The following is a 16,380-nucleotide window of genomic DNA, read 5'->3' on the forward strand; positions in this document are numbered from 1 at the left end:
CTCATGTCCTTGTTGATTTACAGATGCCGCTTTGCTTCGGCCACGACATGCTGCGTGGTGATACCGAAGTGCTCGTATAACGTCTCCGCGGAAGCCGAAGCACCGAAGCCCGTCATCCCGACAAAACCACCGCGCTCGCCCAGATAGCGGTCCCAGCCGAAACGCAGTGCCGCCTCGATACCGACGCGCACCGTGTTCGGACCCAAAACCGCGGCGCGATAGTCGGCGTCCTGTTCATCGAAAATTTCCCAGCACGGCATCGACACCACGGCGGTCGCAATGCCCTCTTCCTGTAACTGAAGGCGTGCCTGCAACGCCAGCGCGACCTCGGAGCCGGTGGCCAGCAACGTGACGATACGCGCACCGCCCTCCGCTTCGGCCAGCACATAAGCACCGCGTCGCGACAACGACTCGGCGCTATATTCGCGGCGCACCAGCGGCAACGCCTGCCTTGCAAAAATCAACGTGCTCGGCCCGTGCCGATGTTCGAGCGCGAGCGCCCAGCACTCGGCGGCCTCCACCGCATCTGCGGGACGCAGCACGCGCATATTCGGCATGGCGCGTAACGAAGCAAGTATCTCCACAGGTTGATGCGTCGGCCCGTTTTTGCCGACGCCGATCGAGTCGTGGCTGAACACGTAGTGCACCGGCAGACCCATCAGCGCGGCCATGCGCATCGCCGGGCGCTGATAGTCGGAGAACGCCAGATACGTGACGCTGGTCGCGACGATGCCGCCGTGCGCAGCCATGCCGTTGGCCATCGCACCCATCAAATGCTCGCGCACACCGCAGTGGACGTATGCGCCGCTGTGATCGTCCGCGGTGAAGGCGTGCAACTGGCGTTTGTGGCCCGTAGGCGCTTCGAGATCGGCGCAACCCACCATGCGTTCAGGCAGCAGCGGCGCGAACAGATCGCTGATCTCGCCGGACACGGTGATGCCAGGCTGCGGCTCGTCGCGTTCCACCGCACGCTTGCGGTAAGCGTCGAGCACGTCACGCCAGCCTTCCGGCAAGCCACCCGCCATGACCCGTTCGAACTCGGCGCACTGCGCGTCCGGTAGCGCGGCGAGGCGTGCATGCCAGGCGTTGTATTCCTCGCTACTGCGCCGGCCCGCTTCGCGCCACGCGCCGAGGACATCGGCGGGCACGTCGAACGGTGCGTGCGGCCAGCCGAGTTGTGCGCGCGCCGCGTCGGCATCCGCCTGGAACAGCTTGCCGCTATGGCCGCCGCGCTGTCCTTGCAAGCGTGCGATACCGCGGCCGATAACCGTCTTGCACGCGATCATCGAGGGCCGCGGATCGGCGCGCGCAATCGTCAACGCCGCACTGACCGCTTCGAGATCGTGGCCGTCGACTTCAATCACCTGCCAACCGGCGACACGAAATCGCGCGCAGACGTCCTCGCTGATGGAGAGTGAAGTGCCGCCGTCGTCGGTGATCTGGTTGTCATCCCAGCAGAGAATCAGTTTGCCGAGCCGCAGATGGCCGGCCAGCGAAATCATTTCCTGACCAATACCCTCCTGAAGACAGCCATCGCCGACGAATGCATACGTGTAGTGATCGACGAGCTCGCGGCCGAAATTCGCCGCGAGATACGCTTCGGCGATGGCCATGCCGAACGCGTTGGCAATGCCTTGCCCCAATGGACCAGTGGTCGCCTCGATACCATGCGCCGGCTCATACTCGGGGTGCCCCGCGCAATGCGAACCGAGTTCGCGGAAGGTCTTGAGCTGGTCGAGCCCGATCGCCGCATAGCCGGTCAGATACAGCAGCGAATACAGCAGCAACGAACCGTGGCCGTTGGATAGCACGAAGCGATCGCGGTCGGGCCAGGTTGGATCAGCGGGATTAAATTTCAGGTGCCGGGTGAACAACGCCGTCGCGATTTCGGCCATGCCGAGCGGCACCCCCTGATGGCCTTCACCGGCGCGCAGAATTGAATCGATGGAGAGGAAGCGGATCGCGTCGGCCAACGGCAATTGGGGCGCTTGCTCACGAGATTGCGTTTGCGTCGCTGCGGCCGATATCGAAGTCGATGGCGTAAGCGAAGCAATCGATGCAGCAGACTGAGCTTCAGTGGTGGACATGGCAAAAGGCTCCTCTACGCCGCCCCGACACGCAGGGCGGTGGCAATCAAAACGAAACAGATCGGATCAGGCGGAAGAACTTCGTATGAGGCGGCACCGCGCAGCCTCATACGTCAGCGGGTCAATGCAGGAAACCTGTCGAAATCCACGGCACCGCAGCGACGATGATCAACCCGACCATCAACGCAGCGATATAACCAAGAATCGGCTTCATGCCTTCGTCGGGATGAATGCGGCTCACCGCGCAAGCCGAGTAATAACCCACGCCGAACGGCGGTGCGAACAGGCCCACGCCCATCGAGAGGATCACCACCATCGCGTAGTGCACGTCGTGAATGCCCATCTGCCGCGCGATCGGGAACATCAGCGGGCCGAACAGCACGATCGCCGGAATGCCCTCGAGCACGCTGCCGAGAATCACGAATACGCAGATGGATGCCGCCATGAACATCGCCGCGCCGCCAGGCAGAGCGCCGAGCGTCTGCGCGAGCTGTCCGGAGAAGCCCGATTGCGTCAACGCCCACGCCATGCTCGTCGCCGCGCCGATGATCAGCAGAATCGCGCCGGACAACGTTGCGGTATCGATCAGCATCGGCTTGAGCCGCTTCCACTCGAAACGGCGATAGATCAGCAAGCCCGCCAGCACCGCATATGCAATGCCGATGGTCGAGACTTCGGTCGCCGTTGCAATACCTTCGACCACCGCGGCGCGAATCACGAACGGCAAGGCGATCGCAGGAAACGCGATGACGAACTTGCGCAGAATCTCGACGCCCGTCGCACGCTTGACGCCCGACATGTCTTCGCGCCGATAACGCCACTGCACCACGATGCACAAGGTGATCGCCAGCACGATGCCCGGCAGCATGCCGCCCGTGAAGAGCGCCGAGATCGACACGCCAGTCACGGAACCGAGCGTAATCAGCACGAGGCTCGGTGGAATCGTCTCGGTCTGCGCGCCGGTCGCGGCCAGCAGCGCGACCAGATCGCCCGGCTTCGCACCACGCGCTTTCATCTCGGGGAACAGCACGGGCGCGACCGCCGCCATGTCCGCGGCTTTCGAGCCCGAAATACCCGACACCAGATACATCGCGCCGACCAGCACGTACGACAGTCCGCCGCGCACGTGACCCAGCAGGCTCGCGAGAAACGCGATCATCGCCGCGGCCATGCCGGTCATCTCGATCAACTGGCCGAGAAACACAAAGAGCGGCACCGAAAGCAGGATCAGATGCGACATGCCCTCGTCCATCCGGCCGACTACCACCGGCATCGGCGTATTCGTGGTCAGCGCAAGATAGCCGAAGGTCGCGAGTCCGAACGAGAAGGCAATCGGCACCCCGCTCAACACACCGAGCGCGACCAGGCCGACAAAGAAGATCAGCAGGTTGATATTGCCGAGATCGCGCAGCAACGGACCGAGTGCAATGAAGATGCCGGCCAGCGCGCCGACCGTTGCGATTGCGGCGAGCGTCAGGCGCCAGTTGCCCTTGCGGGCGAGCCGTACCACGGCCACCAGCAGCATCAGCGCCGAACCAACCGGCAAGGCAGCCGCGCGCCACGAGTTCGACAATTCGAGTGCCGGCGTGGTGATGAACGATTCGTCCTGCGCGAAGCTGATCGCCGGGCCGATCACCATCGCGAGGAATGCGATCGGCGCCGCGATCGCGACCACGTCGAGAAAGGCGCGCACACCTGGCGGCGCCATGCCGACCAGCGCCGTCATCCGCATATGCTCGCCGCGCCGCAACGCGATCACGGCACCAAGCATGGCGAGCCACAGGAACAGCATCGACGCGAGTTCATCGGACCACACCAGCGGCGCGTGCAGCAGATAGCGGCTCGTCACGCCAGCCAGCAGCACGACGATTTCCGCGAGCACCAGCAACGCAGCGGGAATCTCCACCAGATGGCCGAGAGTGGAGTCGAGCGCACAGGCGAACCGATGCTGCCGCTCGTGCGAATAGGAGATTGAGATCATCGCATTACCCCAGTTTTCCGACGGACTTCTCCATCAGTCCCCACGCCTCGTCGCCGTACTTGGCTTTCCAGTCGTGATAGAAGCTCGTCTTGGCCAGCGCGCCACGGAACGCGTCCCGGTCGACATCGATAAAGGTAATGCCCTTCTTTTTCAGATCGTCGCGCAGCGAGAGGCTGAGCCTGGCGATATCCGCGCGTTGCAGCATCGCTGCGCTTTCGAATTCACGCGTGACGATCGCGCGAATGTCCGCAGGCAGGCGCTCCCACGCGGCGCGATTACCGAGAATCCAGTACCCGTCCCACACGTGCGACGTGAGGCTGATGTACTTCTGCACTTCATAGAGCTTGGCCGTCGCGATGATCGGCAGCGGGTTTTCCTGACCTTCCACCACGCCGGTTTGCAAGGCCGAATACAGCTCGTTGAAATTGATCGGCGCGGGGCCGGCGTCGAGCGCCTTGAACAGCGAGGTCAGCATCGGCGCTTGCGGCACGCGAATCTTGAAGCCTTTCAGGTCAGCCGGTGCGCGCAATGCCCGCGTCGATGAACTGATCTGCCGGAAGCCGTTGTCCCACACCTTGCTCACCGATACGAGGCCCGACTTGCCGATCTGCGCGCGGATGTAGTTGCCGAGATCGCCGTCCATCGCCTTCCAGACCGCGTCGTAGTCCTTGAACGCGAAGCCGGTGTTGACGATGCCGGCGGCAGGCGTCAGCGTCGCCAGAATCGACGACGCCTGGTTGAAGAACTCGACGCCGCCATTGCGCACCTGCGACAGCAGATCGGTGTCGGAGCCAAGCTGATTCTGCGGAAAGAGCTTGATGTCGAGGCGGCCCTTGGTCGCTTCGCGAATACGATTGATCGCCTCCTGCGCGCGGATGTTGACCGGATGTGTCGGGTCCTGGCCGGTGGCGAGTTTGTACGAAAACTCGGGGGCCGCCATCGCGCTTCGCGAGATGCTCCATAACGGCGCGGCGGCGGATAAGGTCGCACCGGCCTTCAGAAAGGTGCGGCGGCTGATGCCCTGCGGGGCGTTCGAACGGGTTGTCATGGTGTCTTCCTCCAATGCTGGATCGCGCGTCGTTATGGTTTTGGAATCTGAACCGCGGCGGCTGCACGTGTTGCTCGCCGCGGTCGTCTGTTCTCTACTACGTGGTCCCCATCGCCGCCGGCCCCCCGCCTGACGGCCCGTCCTGCCGTTAGGCGTCAGCCGTGAATCAGCATGCCGCCGTTCACATCGATCACCGCGCCGGTGATATACGACGACAGGTTCGACGCGAGGAACAGGAAGGCGCCGGCCACATCGTCCGGTACGCCCAGACGATTGAGCGGAATGCCCGCGAGAATTTCGCCACGCTTGTCGTCGCTGATCTTGCCTGCGTTGATGTCGGTCTGAATCAGCCCCGGCGTCACGCAGTTCACGCGGATGCCGTCGTTGCCGAGTTCGCGCGCCATCGCTTTGGCAAGGCCCAGCACGCCGGCCTTCGCCGCCGAGTAATGCGGGCCGCCGAGAATGCCGCCGCCGCGCTGCGCCGATACCGACGACATGCAGCCGATCGAGCCGCTCTTCTGCTTCTTCATCTGCGGGACGACCGCTTGCGACAGATACAACACGCCGCGCAGATTGACGTCGAGAATACGGTCCCAGCTTTCCGGATCGATCTCGAGCAGCTTGGCAGCCTGCGTAATGCCGGCATTGTTGATCAGGATATCGATCGAACCAAAATCGGCGACGGTGCGTTCGACAGCAGCCTGGCAGGCGCCACGGTCGGTCACATTGCAAACGTAGCCGCGATGTTCGGGCCCAATCGACGCAGCGGCTTCGACCGCGGCATTTTCGTCGAGATCGAAAATGGCGATGCGTGCGCCGTGCGCCGCGAACATGCGGGCGGTCGCCATACCGATGCCGCGCGGCGACGCGCCGCCGGAAATGACGGCGACCTTGCCGTCGAGTAGACGTGACTCTGACATGATGCGGATCTCCTGAATATGAAGCTTATGGTTTGCTGAATTGTTTGCTATTGGTAAGTGCGCGTATGTGCGGCACTTACCCGCCTTGATGAACCTTTACCGCAGCCAGCCTTTGATCGTGTCGCACATCGCCTCGGTCGAAATGCCGTAGCGGTCGTGCAAGGTCGGCAGCGCACCCGCGTCGAGAAACGCGTCGGGCAAACCGATCTGACGGAACGGCGGTGTGACGCCATTGGTCAGCAGCACGGCGGCCACCGCTTCGCCCAGACCGCCGATCACCGTATGGTTCTCCGCCACCACGACAAGTCGGCCGGAGCGGCGCGCTTCGCGCAGCAGCGTGGCGGTGTCGAGCGGCTTGATGGTCGGCACGTGCAACACGCCTACGTCGATGCGATCGGCGGCCAGTGCCTTCGCCGTTTCCAGCGCACGCATCGTCATGATCCCGGACGAGATGATCAGCACCTCGTTGCCGTCGCGCAGCAGCTTCGCTTTGCCGAGTTCGAACTGGTAGTCGTATTCGTCGAGCACGACCGGCACGTTGCCGCGCAACAGCCGCGCATATACGGGCCCGCGATGGTCGGCGATGGCAGGCACCATCTGCTCGATTTCGATGGCGTCGCACGGGTCGATCACCGTGAGGTTCGGCATCGCGCGGAACAGCGCGAGGTCTTCCGCCGCCTGGTGGCTCGGGCCGTAGCCGGTCGTGAGACCCGGCAAGGCGCAGACGATCTTGACGTCGAGGTTGTCCTCGGCAATCGCCTGATGGATGAAGTCGTAGGCACGGCGCGCGGCGAACACGGCGTAGGTGGTGACGAACGGCTGCGCGCCTTCGTGCGCCATGCCGGCCGCGGCGCCCATCAGCAGCTGTTCGGCCATGCCCATCTGGTAGTAGCGCTCCGGATATTCCTTTGCGAACAGATGCAGGTCGGTGTACTTGCCGAGATCGGCGGTCATGCCGACCACTTCGGGCCGGTTGCGCGCCAGTTCGACCAGGGCGTGGCCGAACGGGGCCGAGCGGGTGATCTGCCCTTCACCGGCGATCGAGGCGATCATCGCCGACGTTTTCAGACGGGGTTTCGGTACGGCGGCGCTCATACGGTTCTCCCGGCTTCCAGTGCCTGCAGCGCGAGTTGCCACTCGTGGGCATCGACGCGGATAAAGTGATTTTTCTCGCGCGCTTCGAGGAACGGCACGCCACACCCCATCCGCGTATCGCAGACGATGATTCGCGGTTGCGCTTCCGGATGCGCGTGTGCCGCATCGAACGCGGCGACGACGGCTGCGAGATCGTTGCCGTCCACGCGTTGCACGAACCAGCCGAACGCCTGGAGTTTGTCGACCAGCGGCTCGAACGCCATGACGCTCGACGACGGGCCGTCGGCCTGCTGGTTGTTGACGTCGACCATTGCGATCAGGTTGTCGAGCTTCCAGTGGGCGGCCGACATCAACCCTTCCCAGATCGCGCCTTCATCGAGTTCGCCGTCGGAGAACAACGTGTAGACGCGGGCATCCGAGCCTTTGCGCTTCAGGCCCAGGCAGCGGCCCACCGCGATCGTCAGTCCCTGCCCGAGCGAGCCGCCGGACATCTCCATGCCGGGCGTATAGCTCGCCATACCGGACATCGGCAGACGGCTGTCGTCGCTGCCATAGGTTTCCAGTTCTTCGTCGGCGATGATGCGGGCTTCGATCAGCGCGGCGTACAGCGCGATGGCGTAGTGACCGTTCGATAGCAGAAAGCGGTCGCGGCCTTCCCATTCGGGATCGTCGGCGCGAAAGCGCATGGCGCGGAAGTAGGCAACGGCGAGGACATCGGCAATATCGAGCGCCTGGCCGATATAACCCTGCCCCTGCACTTCGCCCATGCGCAGCGCGTTGCGGCGAATCTGATAGGCGTGCTCCGCGAGTTGGGCGTACGGCGCGGTTTCGCTAGTGGTCACTGTTTGTCTCCTTGGGGATCGCTTCGCAGGGGCCGCTGTGATGCCGATCCCAGTGACTCAAGCGTAATCTCGCGCTCACACGCGCTCAAACGAATTAAGATGGACCAATGGATGAATTCAATTCACCTTGATGCTGCCATGCACAATCGCGTCACCTTCAAGTCGATACAGGCATTCGAGGCCGCTGCGCGGCTCTCTTCGTTTGCGCTCGCAGCAGACGAACTGTTTGTCACGCCCTCGGCCGTGAGCCATCAAATCAAGCTGCTGGAAGATCAATTGAGTATTCGTCTGTTCCATCGGCTGCACCGCACGGTGATCCTGACGGACTACGGGCGGCAATACGCTGAGGAAATCACCGCAGCGTTCGCGCGAATCGATTCAGCCACGCGCGAGATCGGGCGCGCCGCCAAGAGCGACATCCTCACGATCCACTGCACGCCCAGTTTTGCGACTCAATGGCTAATGCCGCGCATCGCGCGTTTCAGCGCGGCGCATCCGGATATCGACGTGCGCTTGAATGCCTCTTCAGAGGCGGTTGATCTGATCTCGGAAGCGGTAGATATCGACATCCGCTACGGCCCGAGAAAGTTGCAGCCGGCCGGCACGATGGTGCTCGAGTTGCCGCCCGAGACGATCGTGCCGTTGTGCTCGCCCGCGCTGATGACCGGAGAACATCCGCTGCGCAGCGTCGCGGATTTACCGCACCATGCGCTGATTCATAGCGAGGGGTGTCTGGTCGGATGGAGAGACTGGATGCGTCTATATCGCAAGACGCGGCTCGATATTGGACGCGGTCCGCGTTTCGATCGATCGTTCATGGCGATCAGCGCGGCGGTGGACGGCTTGGGCGTCTGCCTCGAAAGCCTGCTTCTGGCGCAGCGTGAACTGGAAACGGGGCGACTAGTGGCACCGTTCGGTCTGGAAGGACTTCCGGTAAATGGCTATACGCTGAACCTGTTGAAATCTCGCGCCGAATTGCCGAAGCTGCATAGCTTTCAGGATTGGCTGTTTGCGGAACTTCAGAAGTGATGCGCGTGCGGCACTGGTCCGGTCATGCGCAATGCGCTGCCGGAGACAGTGCCGACTACCGGCCTTTAAGATTTGCCTTTGAGGGTGAACGGTGCAAGCAGTGACCGTACATCGACCTGCTGCCCCTGGAGCAGAAGCAGCCTCGCGTGAAGCACCGTATTCTCGAGAACGAGCTTGGCGGTGCTCAGCAGATACAGCGCGTGGATATCGGAGATCGACATGTTGCCTGCTTCGACCTGGTGGTGACGCTCGACCAGCGAACTCATGACGAGCCGCCTGAGTTCCTGTTCTCCGAATGGAAGGTCCGCGTAGTCGATCGGGTCGTCGGCCTCTACTTCCCGCAGCAGTTCCACCAGCGTTTCAGTGCTCACGTCCATGTGCAGGCTCCACGTTGTCGTTCAAGACCAGCATAGCCAAACAGAGTCACCAGCACTGACAGCCTACCGTTTCTATTTAAGGGAGTCTAGTCTGCAGGTGACACTGCCCGGCTTCAAATCACGACACGTGAAATCGCGTTGAGCTTTACCCTCGACGCTTCTTCTTCAACTCGATCGTTTCGAACAACTCGTAGTTCTGCGTCGGTGTCTGGTCCGCACCCGGCGCGTGGTAGTAGTTCATCGTGATCGTGGTCTCGCCACCCGGATGGCCCGGATCATGGTCGAACACCGCGATACCGTAGCCCGTGCCCGTATCCCGCTGCGCCGACCACACCGCATCTTCAACGGCATCCGCACCGGCACGCACGAACGTACCCGCGGTCGTTCCGGCAACCGGACGATTCGGCCGCGTGAAAATACGCGCCTGCGGCAAGCCGGTACCGAGATCCACCCCATACACGTCGAGCGGCGCACTCGTGCCGCCACCGCCGAGAATCAGGTGAATCGTGCCGTGACTCGTATCGAACGTCGATGCGCCCGACGATACTGCCGACATCACCGGCCGCGGCTGCAGCGTATCGACTACGCGCCCTGTGGCGATATCGGTGCCCTTGTTGTGATTGCAGCCGCGCACGGGATAGCTGCGCTCGTAATCATGGTCATGCCCGCACAGCACCAGATCGACGCCATAGCGGTCGAACAGCGGCAGCCACGCCTCGCGGATGCCCTTGTCGGAGCCATTGCCGGTCTTCGATGAACTCAGCGCGTCCTGATGCATCTGCACGACGATCCAGTCGACTTCGCCGTCTTCCGCCGCCCGGCGCAATGTCCTCTCGAGCCAGCGGGTCTGCTCGCCCTCGCTATAGCCGCGCACATAGAGCGACGTGCCCGGCTGAATCGGCGGATTGCCGGTGCTCGCCACCGGCACCAGGGGAGCCGGGCCGCCCACGAACGCAGCCGCGTCCTGATAGACCACGTCATCCGCATCGAGCGAAATGAAGAGCACCGAGCTCACGCGGAAGCTGTACCAGCGACCCTGGAAGCGCGTGTGATTCTCCGGCAACGTGTAGCGCGAGAGATACGAGGCGAGGCCCTGTTCGCCATTGTGAAATTCGAGCTCGTGATTGCCCGGACAGGGCATCCACGGACGGTTCGACGCCGAAGTCTGGCAGTTGTTGCCAAAATCGCGCCACACGTCGGGCTGGCTCATCGGGTTCAGATTGGCGTAGCAGAGATCGCCGTTGAGCAGGTGGAACAGCGGCTGAAATCGCTCGACGGCCTGAACCGCAAAACGGCTCTGCGGCGACGACAGGACCCAGCCGGTGTTGGGCGTCGCGAGATCACCGTAGCTGGTCCAGCGAAATGGCGCGCGGCCGCGCGGCGCCGTGCGGAAGCTCGCGGTGAAAGGCTGAGCCGCGTTGCTGTCGTTGTCGGCGCTCACCTCGTACTCGTAGCTCGTGTCTGCCTTCAGGCCACGCAGACGCGCGTGATAGGTGAACACGACCTCGCCGTTGATACCATCGGTATAGGTACTTTGCACGCCATGCACCGTTACTCTCGCCCCACCTCCGCCGCTTAAGCGCACCAGCGGATTGACCGCCGGCGCCGGCGATGCCCATGACACGATCACCTCGCTCGTCGGATCGTTGCCCCAGGTCAGGTGGACCTGCTCCGGCGTACCGTCGGGCGCGCCGTTCGCGGCCCGCGCCGCCGACGCGAGCGTGCCCGCAGCCGTCGCGAGGCTCGATGCGCCTGCAAACTTCAGAAAGCCACGGCGCGAGACGATGCTAGCGCCCTGATCGGTCGGCAAATCCTTGTCGATTTTCTTGTTCGTCATGTCGAGTTTTTGTATGGGGGTGGAAGGTCGGCAACGCGGACGGCGAGCGCACGGCGCGATATGCGCCGCGAGTGCCGTGCCGGACCAGGGTGCGACAGAAGTGACAGGGCATCCTAGTCGCGAAGCTATGACAGGCAGATGAAATGGCTGGACGTGGGCGGCGCCGTGCCAGCTCTTTCGGGAGAAACTACACCGCGTCGGCGCGGTGCATCGCGCCACCCGATCGCCGTGACCGTTCAGTCGATAGACGGTGTAGAAGCCGCCCAATTAACCTCGTAAAAACCCTCATGGAGGCCCAAATCATCGCATCGCGATCGGCCTGTTGGCCGCGCTGAAACCCCTCGCTTGCCCCGCCCGTTCATTAAGGGGCTGCATCCCTCACCCCGCCGCCGTGTAAACTGCTGACTTTTTTGACTCTGGTGGTATGGTGCAAGCCCCACAGCGCACAGCTTTCAGTGGCCCGGCGCTCATTCGTTTACTTGCTCGCCTGACGGACGTCGATGTTCCCGAATCCAGCCAGTCGCTTTCGGACCGGCTAAGCCAATGGCTCGGCTGGACCGACGCGATCGCGTTGTCCTCGGCGCTGAGCAACGCTCCGCCTGCCGTCGCCGGCGGCGCGCGCGCCTTCAGTGACGCTGAAGAGAGCGAGTGCGCCCGCGTGCGCGCGTCGTTGGCGGACGCCATCGTCGGCGATAGCGTGTTTGCCGTCGCGAGGCGTCGCGGGTCGGCAGCGCAGGCGCTCCCGCAAGGCGCCCCGGCGGATGCGCCGGTCGATTACGCGGTTTTTCGTCAGCGCTACCTCTCCTTGCAGCAGTCGATGGAGACGGGCATCGGCACCCTGCGCGGCCGCCTGCGGGCCATGCTGGCCGCCAGAACGCCCGCCATGGCCCGGCTCGCGGTGGTGGACGCCGTGATGGAGCGCGCGCTCAGCGAGCGCGAGCGGAGTCTGCTGGCCGCCGTGCCCGGCTTGCTCAAGGGGCACTTCGACCGCTTGCGCGAGGCGGAGCAACAAACGCTGGCCGACGCGGAAGCCTCGGGGGACGCCGCAACCGTCCCACCCGCCACACCCGCCATACCCGCCATACCCGGCACGTGGCTGAACACGTTCCGCAAGGATATGCAGAGCGTGTTGCTGGCCGAATTGGATGTTCGTTTACAACCGGTCGAGGGGCTGCTCGCCGCCCTTCGCACCTGCTAACTGGGACACTATGTCCAGATATCTCAATCTCGTTGTTTTTCTGGTAGGTCTGGCCGCGGTGTGCTGGATCGGTGGCGGCTACGTCGGCTCGAATGTGCTGGCGTTGGCGGTCACACTGTTGATTGGCGTCTGCTACGTGGCAGGCGCGCTCGAGCTGCGACGCTACAGCCAGGCCACGTCCACGCTGGCGCGTGCGGTTGCGGACCTGTCCGGGCCGCCGGCCAGCCTGGGCGCCTGGCTCGAGCCCCTGCATCCCAGCCTGCGCAATGCGGTGCGCCTGCGCGTTGAGGGTGAGCGGGTGGCCTTGCCGGGCCCGGCGCTGACGCCGTATCTGGTCGGTCTGCTCGTCCTGCTGGGCATGCTCGGCACGCTCCTCGGCATGGTGGCGACCCTGCGCGGCACCGGCATGGCGCTGGAAAGCGCGACAGACCTTCAAGCTATCCGCGATTCGCTCGGCGCACCGGTCAAAGGACTGGGCTTCGCGTTCGGCACGTCGATTGCGGGCGTGGCCACGTCAGCAATGCTGGGACTGCTTTCGGCGTTGTGCCGGCGCGAACGGATCGATGCCGCTCAATTGCTCGACGTGAAGATCGCGACGACCTTGCGCATCTACTCGCAGACGCATCAGCGCGAGGAAAGCTTCAAGCTCCTGCAGCGGCAGGCCGAGGTGATGCCCACGCTGGTCGAGCGTCTGCAGGCAATGATGACAGCCATCGAACAACAGAGCCTCGCCTTGAACGAGCGGCAGCTCGCCAGCCAGGACGCTTTCCATAACAGGGCCGAGGCCACCTATACGCGCCTTGCTGCGTCTGTTGAGCAGTCGTTGAAGGAGAGCGTCGCCGAAAGCACCCGCGCCGCCAGCGCGGCGCTTCAGCCGGTCATGGCGGCCACGTTGGCGGGTCTCGCGCGCGAGACGGCCGCGATGCACGACACCGTCACGCACGCCGTCCAGCAGCAGTTGGATGGACTCTCGACTGGATTCGAGGCAAGCACCGCCACCGTCGCGGGCATCTGGAACAAGGCGCTCGAGGGGCAGCAACGATCGAACGAGGCGCTCACGCAGCAGTTGGGCACGTCGCTGGATCGATTCACCGAGACCTTCGAGCAACGCTCGGCCGGCCTGTTGGAAGGCGTCTCCGCGCGACTGGAAGCGACGGCGGGCAACGTGTCGGCAGCGTGGAACGAGGCGCTGTCACGGCAAGAACAGGTCGGCGAAAAACTGGCGGGACACAATCAGCAAGCTTTGGCGGCGGCCGCTGCAACCTTCGAGCAGCACTCGGCGTCACTGCTCGCCGCGGTGGGCCAATCGCATACGGACATGCAGACGGAATTGGCCTCGCGAGATCAGCAACGATTGGCAGTCTGGACCGAGACGCTCGGTTCGATGGCCGCAACGTTGAACAAGGAGTGGGAGCAGGCGGGCACGCTTAGCGCGAGCCGGCAGCAGGAGATCTGCGACGTGCTGGCGCAAACCGCGCGCGACATCTCCGCTCAAACTCAGGCACATGCGAGCAGCACGATTGCTGAGATCGACCGGCTCGTGCAAGTGGCTGCGGATGCGCCCAAAGCCGCAGCAAACCTGCAGGCGGAACTCGCCGCACGAGATCAGCAGCGGCTGGAGGCCTGGACCGCGGCACTCAGTTCAATGGCCGCTACATTGAGCAAGGAGTGGGAGCAGGCAGGGACGCTTAGCGCGAGCCGGCAGCAGGAAATCTGCGACGTACTCGCACAGACCGCGCGCGACATCTCGGCCCAAACACAAGCACACGCGAGCAGCACGATCGCCGAGATCGACCGGCTCGTGCAAGTGGCTGCGGACGCCCCCAAGGCCGCCGCAAACCTGCAGGCGGAACTCGCCGCACGTGACCAGCAGCGGCTGGCCGCCTGGACCGAGACACTCGGCTCCATGGCCACCACGCTGAGCAAGGAATGGGAGCAGGTTGGCACGCGCAGCGCGACCCGCCAGCAGGAGATCTGCGACACGCTGGCACAAACCGCACGCGACATCTCCGCTCAAACTCAGGCGCACGCGAGCAGCACGATCGCCGAGATCGGCCAGCTTGTGCAAGCCGCGTCGGAAGCGCCCAAGGCAGCGGCGGAAGTCGTCGCAGAATTGCGTCAGAAGCTCTCCGACAGCATGGTCCGCGACACCGCGATGCTGGACGAGCGCAGCCGCCTGCTGGCAACGCTGGAAACCCTGCTCGATGCCGTCAACCATGCATCCACCGAACAGCGCACGGCCGTCGACGCGCTCGTCGCCACGTCAGCGGATCTGCTGGATCGTGTCAGCACCCGTTTCACTGACAAGGTCGAACTCGAGACCGGAAAGCTGGGCGCGGTGGCCGCGCAGGTCACCGGCAGCGCCGTCGAAGTAGCAAGCCTAGGCGAAGCATTCGGCGCGGCCGTCCAGGTGTTCGGCGAGTCGAATACCACGCTGGTCGCACATCTGCAGCGTATCGAAGCCGCGTTGGACAAGTCCCTCGCGCGCAGCGATGAGCAGCTGGCCTATTACGTCGCCCAGGCGCGAGAAGTCATCGACCTGAGCATGATGTCGCAGAAGCAGATCGTCGAAGACCTGCAGCACCTCGCCGGCAAGCGGGCGTCTGTCGGAGCTGAAGCGGCATGAGCGAGGAAATCGACGGCGGCGTGGAGACCACGGCGCCCATCTGGCCAGTCTTCGGCGACCTGATGTCGGTGTTGCTGGGCGCGTTCGTGCTGATCCTGGTGGGTGTCATCGGTGTGCAGCTGGAACTCTCGACAAGGTTGGAGCAAGAGGTCAAGCAGCGTCAGATGGAAACGCAGCGCCGCAAGACCCTGGAGCAGGCGCTGGCAGGACCGCTGGCCGCGGGCCGGGTGACACTGGTCAACGGACGCATCGGCATCAACGGCAGCGTGTTGTTCGCACTGAACTCCGATCAGTTGCAGCCGGAGGGCCGGGACGTCCTGAAGAGCCTGGCGGGGCCGCTGTCCGCTTACCTCCGGGCCAATGACGAGATCCTGATGGTGAGCGGCTTTACCGATGACCGGCAGGTGCGGGAGGCTAACCGTCGCTTTGCCGACAACTGGGAGCTCTCGGCCCAACGCGCGCTGACGGTGACCCGTTCGTTGATCGATGCAGGCGTGCCCGCCTCGTCCGTATTCGCTGCCGCGTTCGGCTCGCAGCAGCCCGTCAGCACGAATGCCGATGACCAGGGCCGCGCCAAAAACCGGCGCGTGGAAATAGCACCGGTCCCGAGGCCTTCGAGCGCAACGGTGAAGCCTCGTGAGTAGTGTCAGTCGTACGAGTAGTGGCGCTAGCGAGGTGACAGGCGGCGCCCGGGCAACGCTCGACGCATGGCGCGAGCGTGGCGCCGATCGCATGGATCCCATTCGCTTTCATTTCATCGAGGCGCTGGATCGGCGGGCAGCCAGTCATAGCGGCGAGGCGCGGCGTCTGCTGGATGAGAGGCTATCCAAACTGATCGAGGCGTATGCGGTCGATCTCGAGCGCGCTGCATCCGAGGCTGGCGATGCGGACACCAAAGCATCATCCGGTGATCCCACTCGCGGAGCGCTGGCTGGATTGATCGACTACATCGCCAATCATGCGCCTGCAGACGATGACGGCCTCACAGCGGGCAGCGCCACGCCTCGGCCATCGTCCTATCCGGAACTGGAGGCGCTCGATTACTTCAGGGAAACCTGGTCCAAGGTCCGATCCGAGAAACAGCTGCGGCAGTCGCTGAAGAAAGCGCCGGGCAATGCCGGTCCGCTCAACTCGAGCAGCCTTGTTCATCGATCGCTCTCGCTGATGCGCGAGTTGTCGCCGGGGTATCTCCAGCAGTTCCTGTCGTACGTCGACGCCTTGTCGTGGATGGAGCAGATGAACGGCGGCAGTGCCTTGCCGGCTAAAGAGACACCTCGCGCCACAAGCGCCAAAAAGAATACCAGGGGCAAATCGCGTTAGCGCGAGGGCCGATCAGTCGA

General features: G+C 63.8%; 13 protein-coding genes. 5 read left to right on the plus strand and 8 right to left on the minus strand.

Annotated elements, in window-relative coordinates:
- Window positions 1-17: 17 nt before the first annotated feature.
- The 6 genes from tkt to M0D66_RS02090 form a co-directional block, all read right to left on the minus strand.
- A complete protein-coding gene (gene tkt / locus M0D66_RS02065; RefSeq protein WP_211707524.1) occupies window positions 18-2,087 on the minus strand; it encodes a transketolase in 2,070 nt (689 codons plus the stop codon).
- 121 nt (window positions 2,088-2,208) lie between these two features.
- Window positions 2,209-4,068, minus strand: coding sequence for a TRAP transporter large permease subunit (locus M0D66_RS02070; protein WP_266208867.1), 1,860 nt, complete (start codon window positions 4,066-4,068; stop codon window positions 2,209-2,211).
- A 4-nt stretch (window positions 4,069-4,072) separates the two neighbouring features.
- Window positions 4,073-5,116 (minus strand): TRAP transporter substrate-binding protein, encoded by a 1,044-nt coding sequence (locus M0D66_RS02075; RefSeq protein ID WP_054034227.1) that lies wholly within the window; start codon window positions 5,114-5,116, stop codon window positions 4,073-4,075.
- 155 nt (window positions 5,117-5,271) lie between these two features.
- Window positions 5,272-6,036, minus strand: coding sequence for an SDR family NAD(P)-dependent oxidoreductase (locus M0D66_RS02080; protein ID WP_054033623.1), 765 nt, complete (start codon window positions 6,034-6,036; stop codon window positions 5,272-5,274).
- 96 nt (window positions 6,037-6,132) lie between these two features.
- Complete coding sequence (locus tag M0D66_RS02085; protein WP_211707523.1) at window positions 6,133-7,131, minus strand: transketolase family protein; 999 nt, start codon at window positions 7,129-7,131, stop codon at window positions 6,133-6,135.
- Entirely contained in the window at window positions 7,128-7,973 is an 846-nt protein-coding gene (locus M0D66_RS02090) for a transketolase (RefSeq protein ID WP_093637042.1), read from the minus strand. Before M0D66_RS02090 ends, M0D66_RS02085 begins: the two co-directional genes overlap by 4 nt.
- Window positions 7,974-8,084: 111 nt before the next feature.
- Here M0D66_RS02090 and gcvA point away from each other — a divergent pair, with 111 nt between their 5' ends.
- On the plus strand, window positions 8,085-9,002 hold the full coding sequence (gene gcvA, locus M0D66_RS02095) for a transcriptional regulator GcvA (RefSeq protein ID WP_244869821.1): 918 nt from the start codon (window positions 8,085-8,087) through the stop codon (window positions 9,000-9,002).
- A 65-nt stretch (window positions 9,003-9,067) separates the two neighbouring features.
- Here gcvA and M0D66_RS02100 read toward each other — a convergent pair whose 3' ends face one another.
- Both M0D66_RS02100 and M0D66_RS02105 read right to left on the minus strand, forming a co-directional pair.
- Complete coding sequence (locus M0D66_RS02100; RefSeq protein ID WP_054033629.1) at window positions 9,068-9,379, minus strand: hypothetical protein; 312 nt, start codon at window positions 9,377-9,379, stop codon at window positions 9,068-9,070.
- A gap of 145 nt (window positions 9,380-9,524) precedes the next feature.
- On the minus strand, window positions 9,525-11,216 hold the full coding sequence (locus tag M0D66_RS02105; RefSeq protein ID WP_211707522.1) for a metallophosphoesterase family protein: 1,692 nt from the start codon (window positions 11,214-11,216) through the stop codon (window positions 9,525-9,527).
- A 424-nt stretch (window positions 11,217-11,640) separates the two neighbouring features.
- Between M0D66_RS02105 and M0D66_RS02110 the strand changes: the two genes are divergently transcribed.
- From M0D66_RS02110 to M0D66_RS02125, 4 genes are read left to right on the plus strand one after another with little or no spacing between them, the layout of a single operon-like run.
- Window positions 11,641-12,414, plus strand: a complete 774-nt coding sequence (locus tag M0D66_RS02110; protein ID WP_211700138.1) for a DUF3348 domain-containing protein — start codon at window positions 11,641-11,643, stop codon at window positions 12,412-12,414.
- A 10-nt stretch (window positions 12,415-12,424) separates the two neighbouring features.
- Window positions 12,425-15,040, plus strand: coding sequence for a DUF802 domain-containing protein (locus M0D66_RS02115; RefSeq protein WP_211707520.1), 2,616 nt, complete (start codon window positions 12,425-12,427; stop codon window positions 15,038-15,040).
- Window positions 15,037-15,684, plus strand: coding sequence for an OmpA family protein (locus M0D66_RS02120; RefSeq protein ID WP_200620657.1), 648 nt, complete (start codon window positions 15,037-15,039; stop codon window positions 15,682-15,684). Before M0D66_RS02115 ends, M0D66_RS02120 begins: the two co-directional genes overlap by 4 nt.
- Complete coding sequence (locus M0D66_RS02125; RefSeq protein ID WP_244869820.1) at window positions 15,677-16,360, plus strand: DUF2894 domain-containing protein; 684 nt, start codon at window positions 15,677-15,679, stop codon at window positions 16,358-16,360. The genes M0D66_RS02120 and M0D66_RS02125 overlap by 8 nt, the downstream gene beginning before the upstream one ends.
- Window positions 16,361-16,380: the final 20 nt, after the last annotated feature.

Origin of the sequence: Paraburkholderia sp. SECH2, assembly GCF_030464795.1 — a bacterium.
Taxonomy (GTDB): Bacteria; Pseudomonadota; Gammaproteobacteria; order Burkholderiales; family Burkholderiaceae; genus Paraburkholderia; species Paraburkholderia aspalathi.

Bases quoted from the DNA above. Each gene is read 5' to 3' on its own strand.
- gcvA (WP_244869821.1), top strand. From the start codon at position 8,085: ATGAATTCAATTCACCTTGATGCTGCCATGCACAATCGCGTCACCTTC.
- M0D66_RS02075 (WP_054034227.1), bottom strand. From the start codon at position 5,116: ATGACAACCCGTTCGAACGCCCCGCAGGGCATCAGCCGCCGCACCTTT.
- M0D66_RS02120 (WP_200620657.1), top strand. From the start codon at position 15,037: ATGAGCGAGGAAATCGACGGCGGCGTGGAGACCACGGCGCCCATCTGG.
- M0D66_RS02070 (WP_266208867.1), bottom strand. From the start codon at position 4,068: ATGATCTCAATCTCCTATTCGCACGAGCGGCAGCATCGGTTCGCCTGT.
- M0D66_RS02080 (WP_054033623.1), bottom strand. From the start codon at position 6,036: ATGTCAGAGTCACGTCTACTCGACGGCAAGGTCGCCGTCATTTCCGGC.
- M0D66_RS02115 (WP_211707520.1), top strand. From the start codon at position 12,425: ATGTCCAGATATCTCAATCTCGTTGTTTTTCTGGTAGGTCTGGCCGCG.
- M0D66_RS02085 (WP_211707523.1), bottom strand. From the start codon at position 7,131: ATGAGCGCCGCCGTACCGAAACCCCGTCTGAAAACGTCGGCGATGATC.
- M0D66_RS02100 (WP_054033629.1), bottom strand. From the start codon at position 9,379: ATGGACGTGAGCACTGAAACGCTGGTGGAACTGCTGCGGGAAGTAGAG.
- M0D66_RS02105 (WP_211707522.1), bottom strand. From the start codon at position 11,216: ATGACGAACAAGAAAATCGACAAGGATTTGCCGACCGATCAGGGCGCT.
- M0D66_RS02110 (WP_211700138.1), top strand. From the start codon at position 11,641: ATGGTGCAAGCCCCACAGCGCACAGCTTTCAGTGGCCCGGCGCTCATT.
- tkt (WP_211707524.1), bottom strand. From the start codon at position 2,087: ATGTCCACCACTGAAGCTCAGTCTGCTGCATCGATTGCTTCGCTTACG.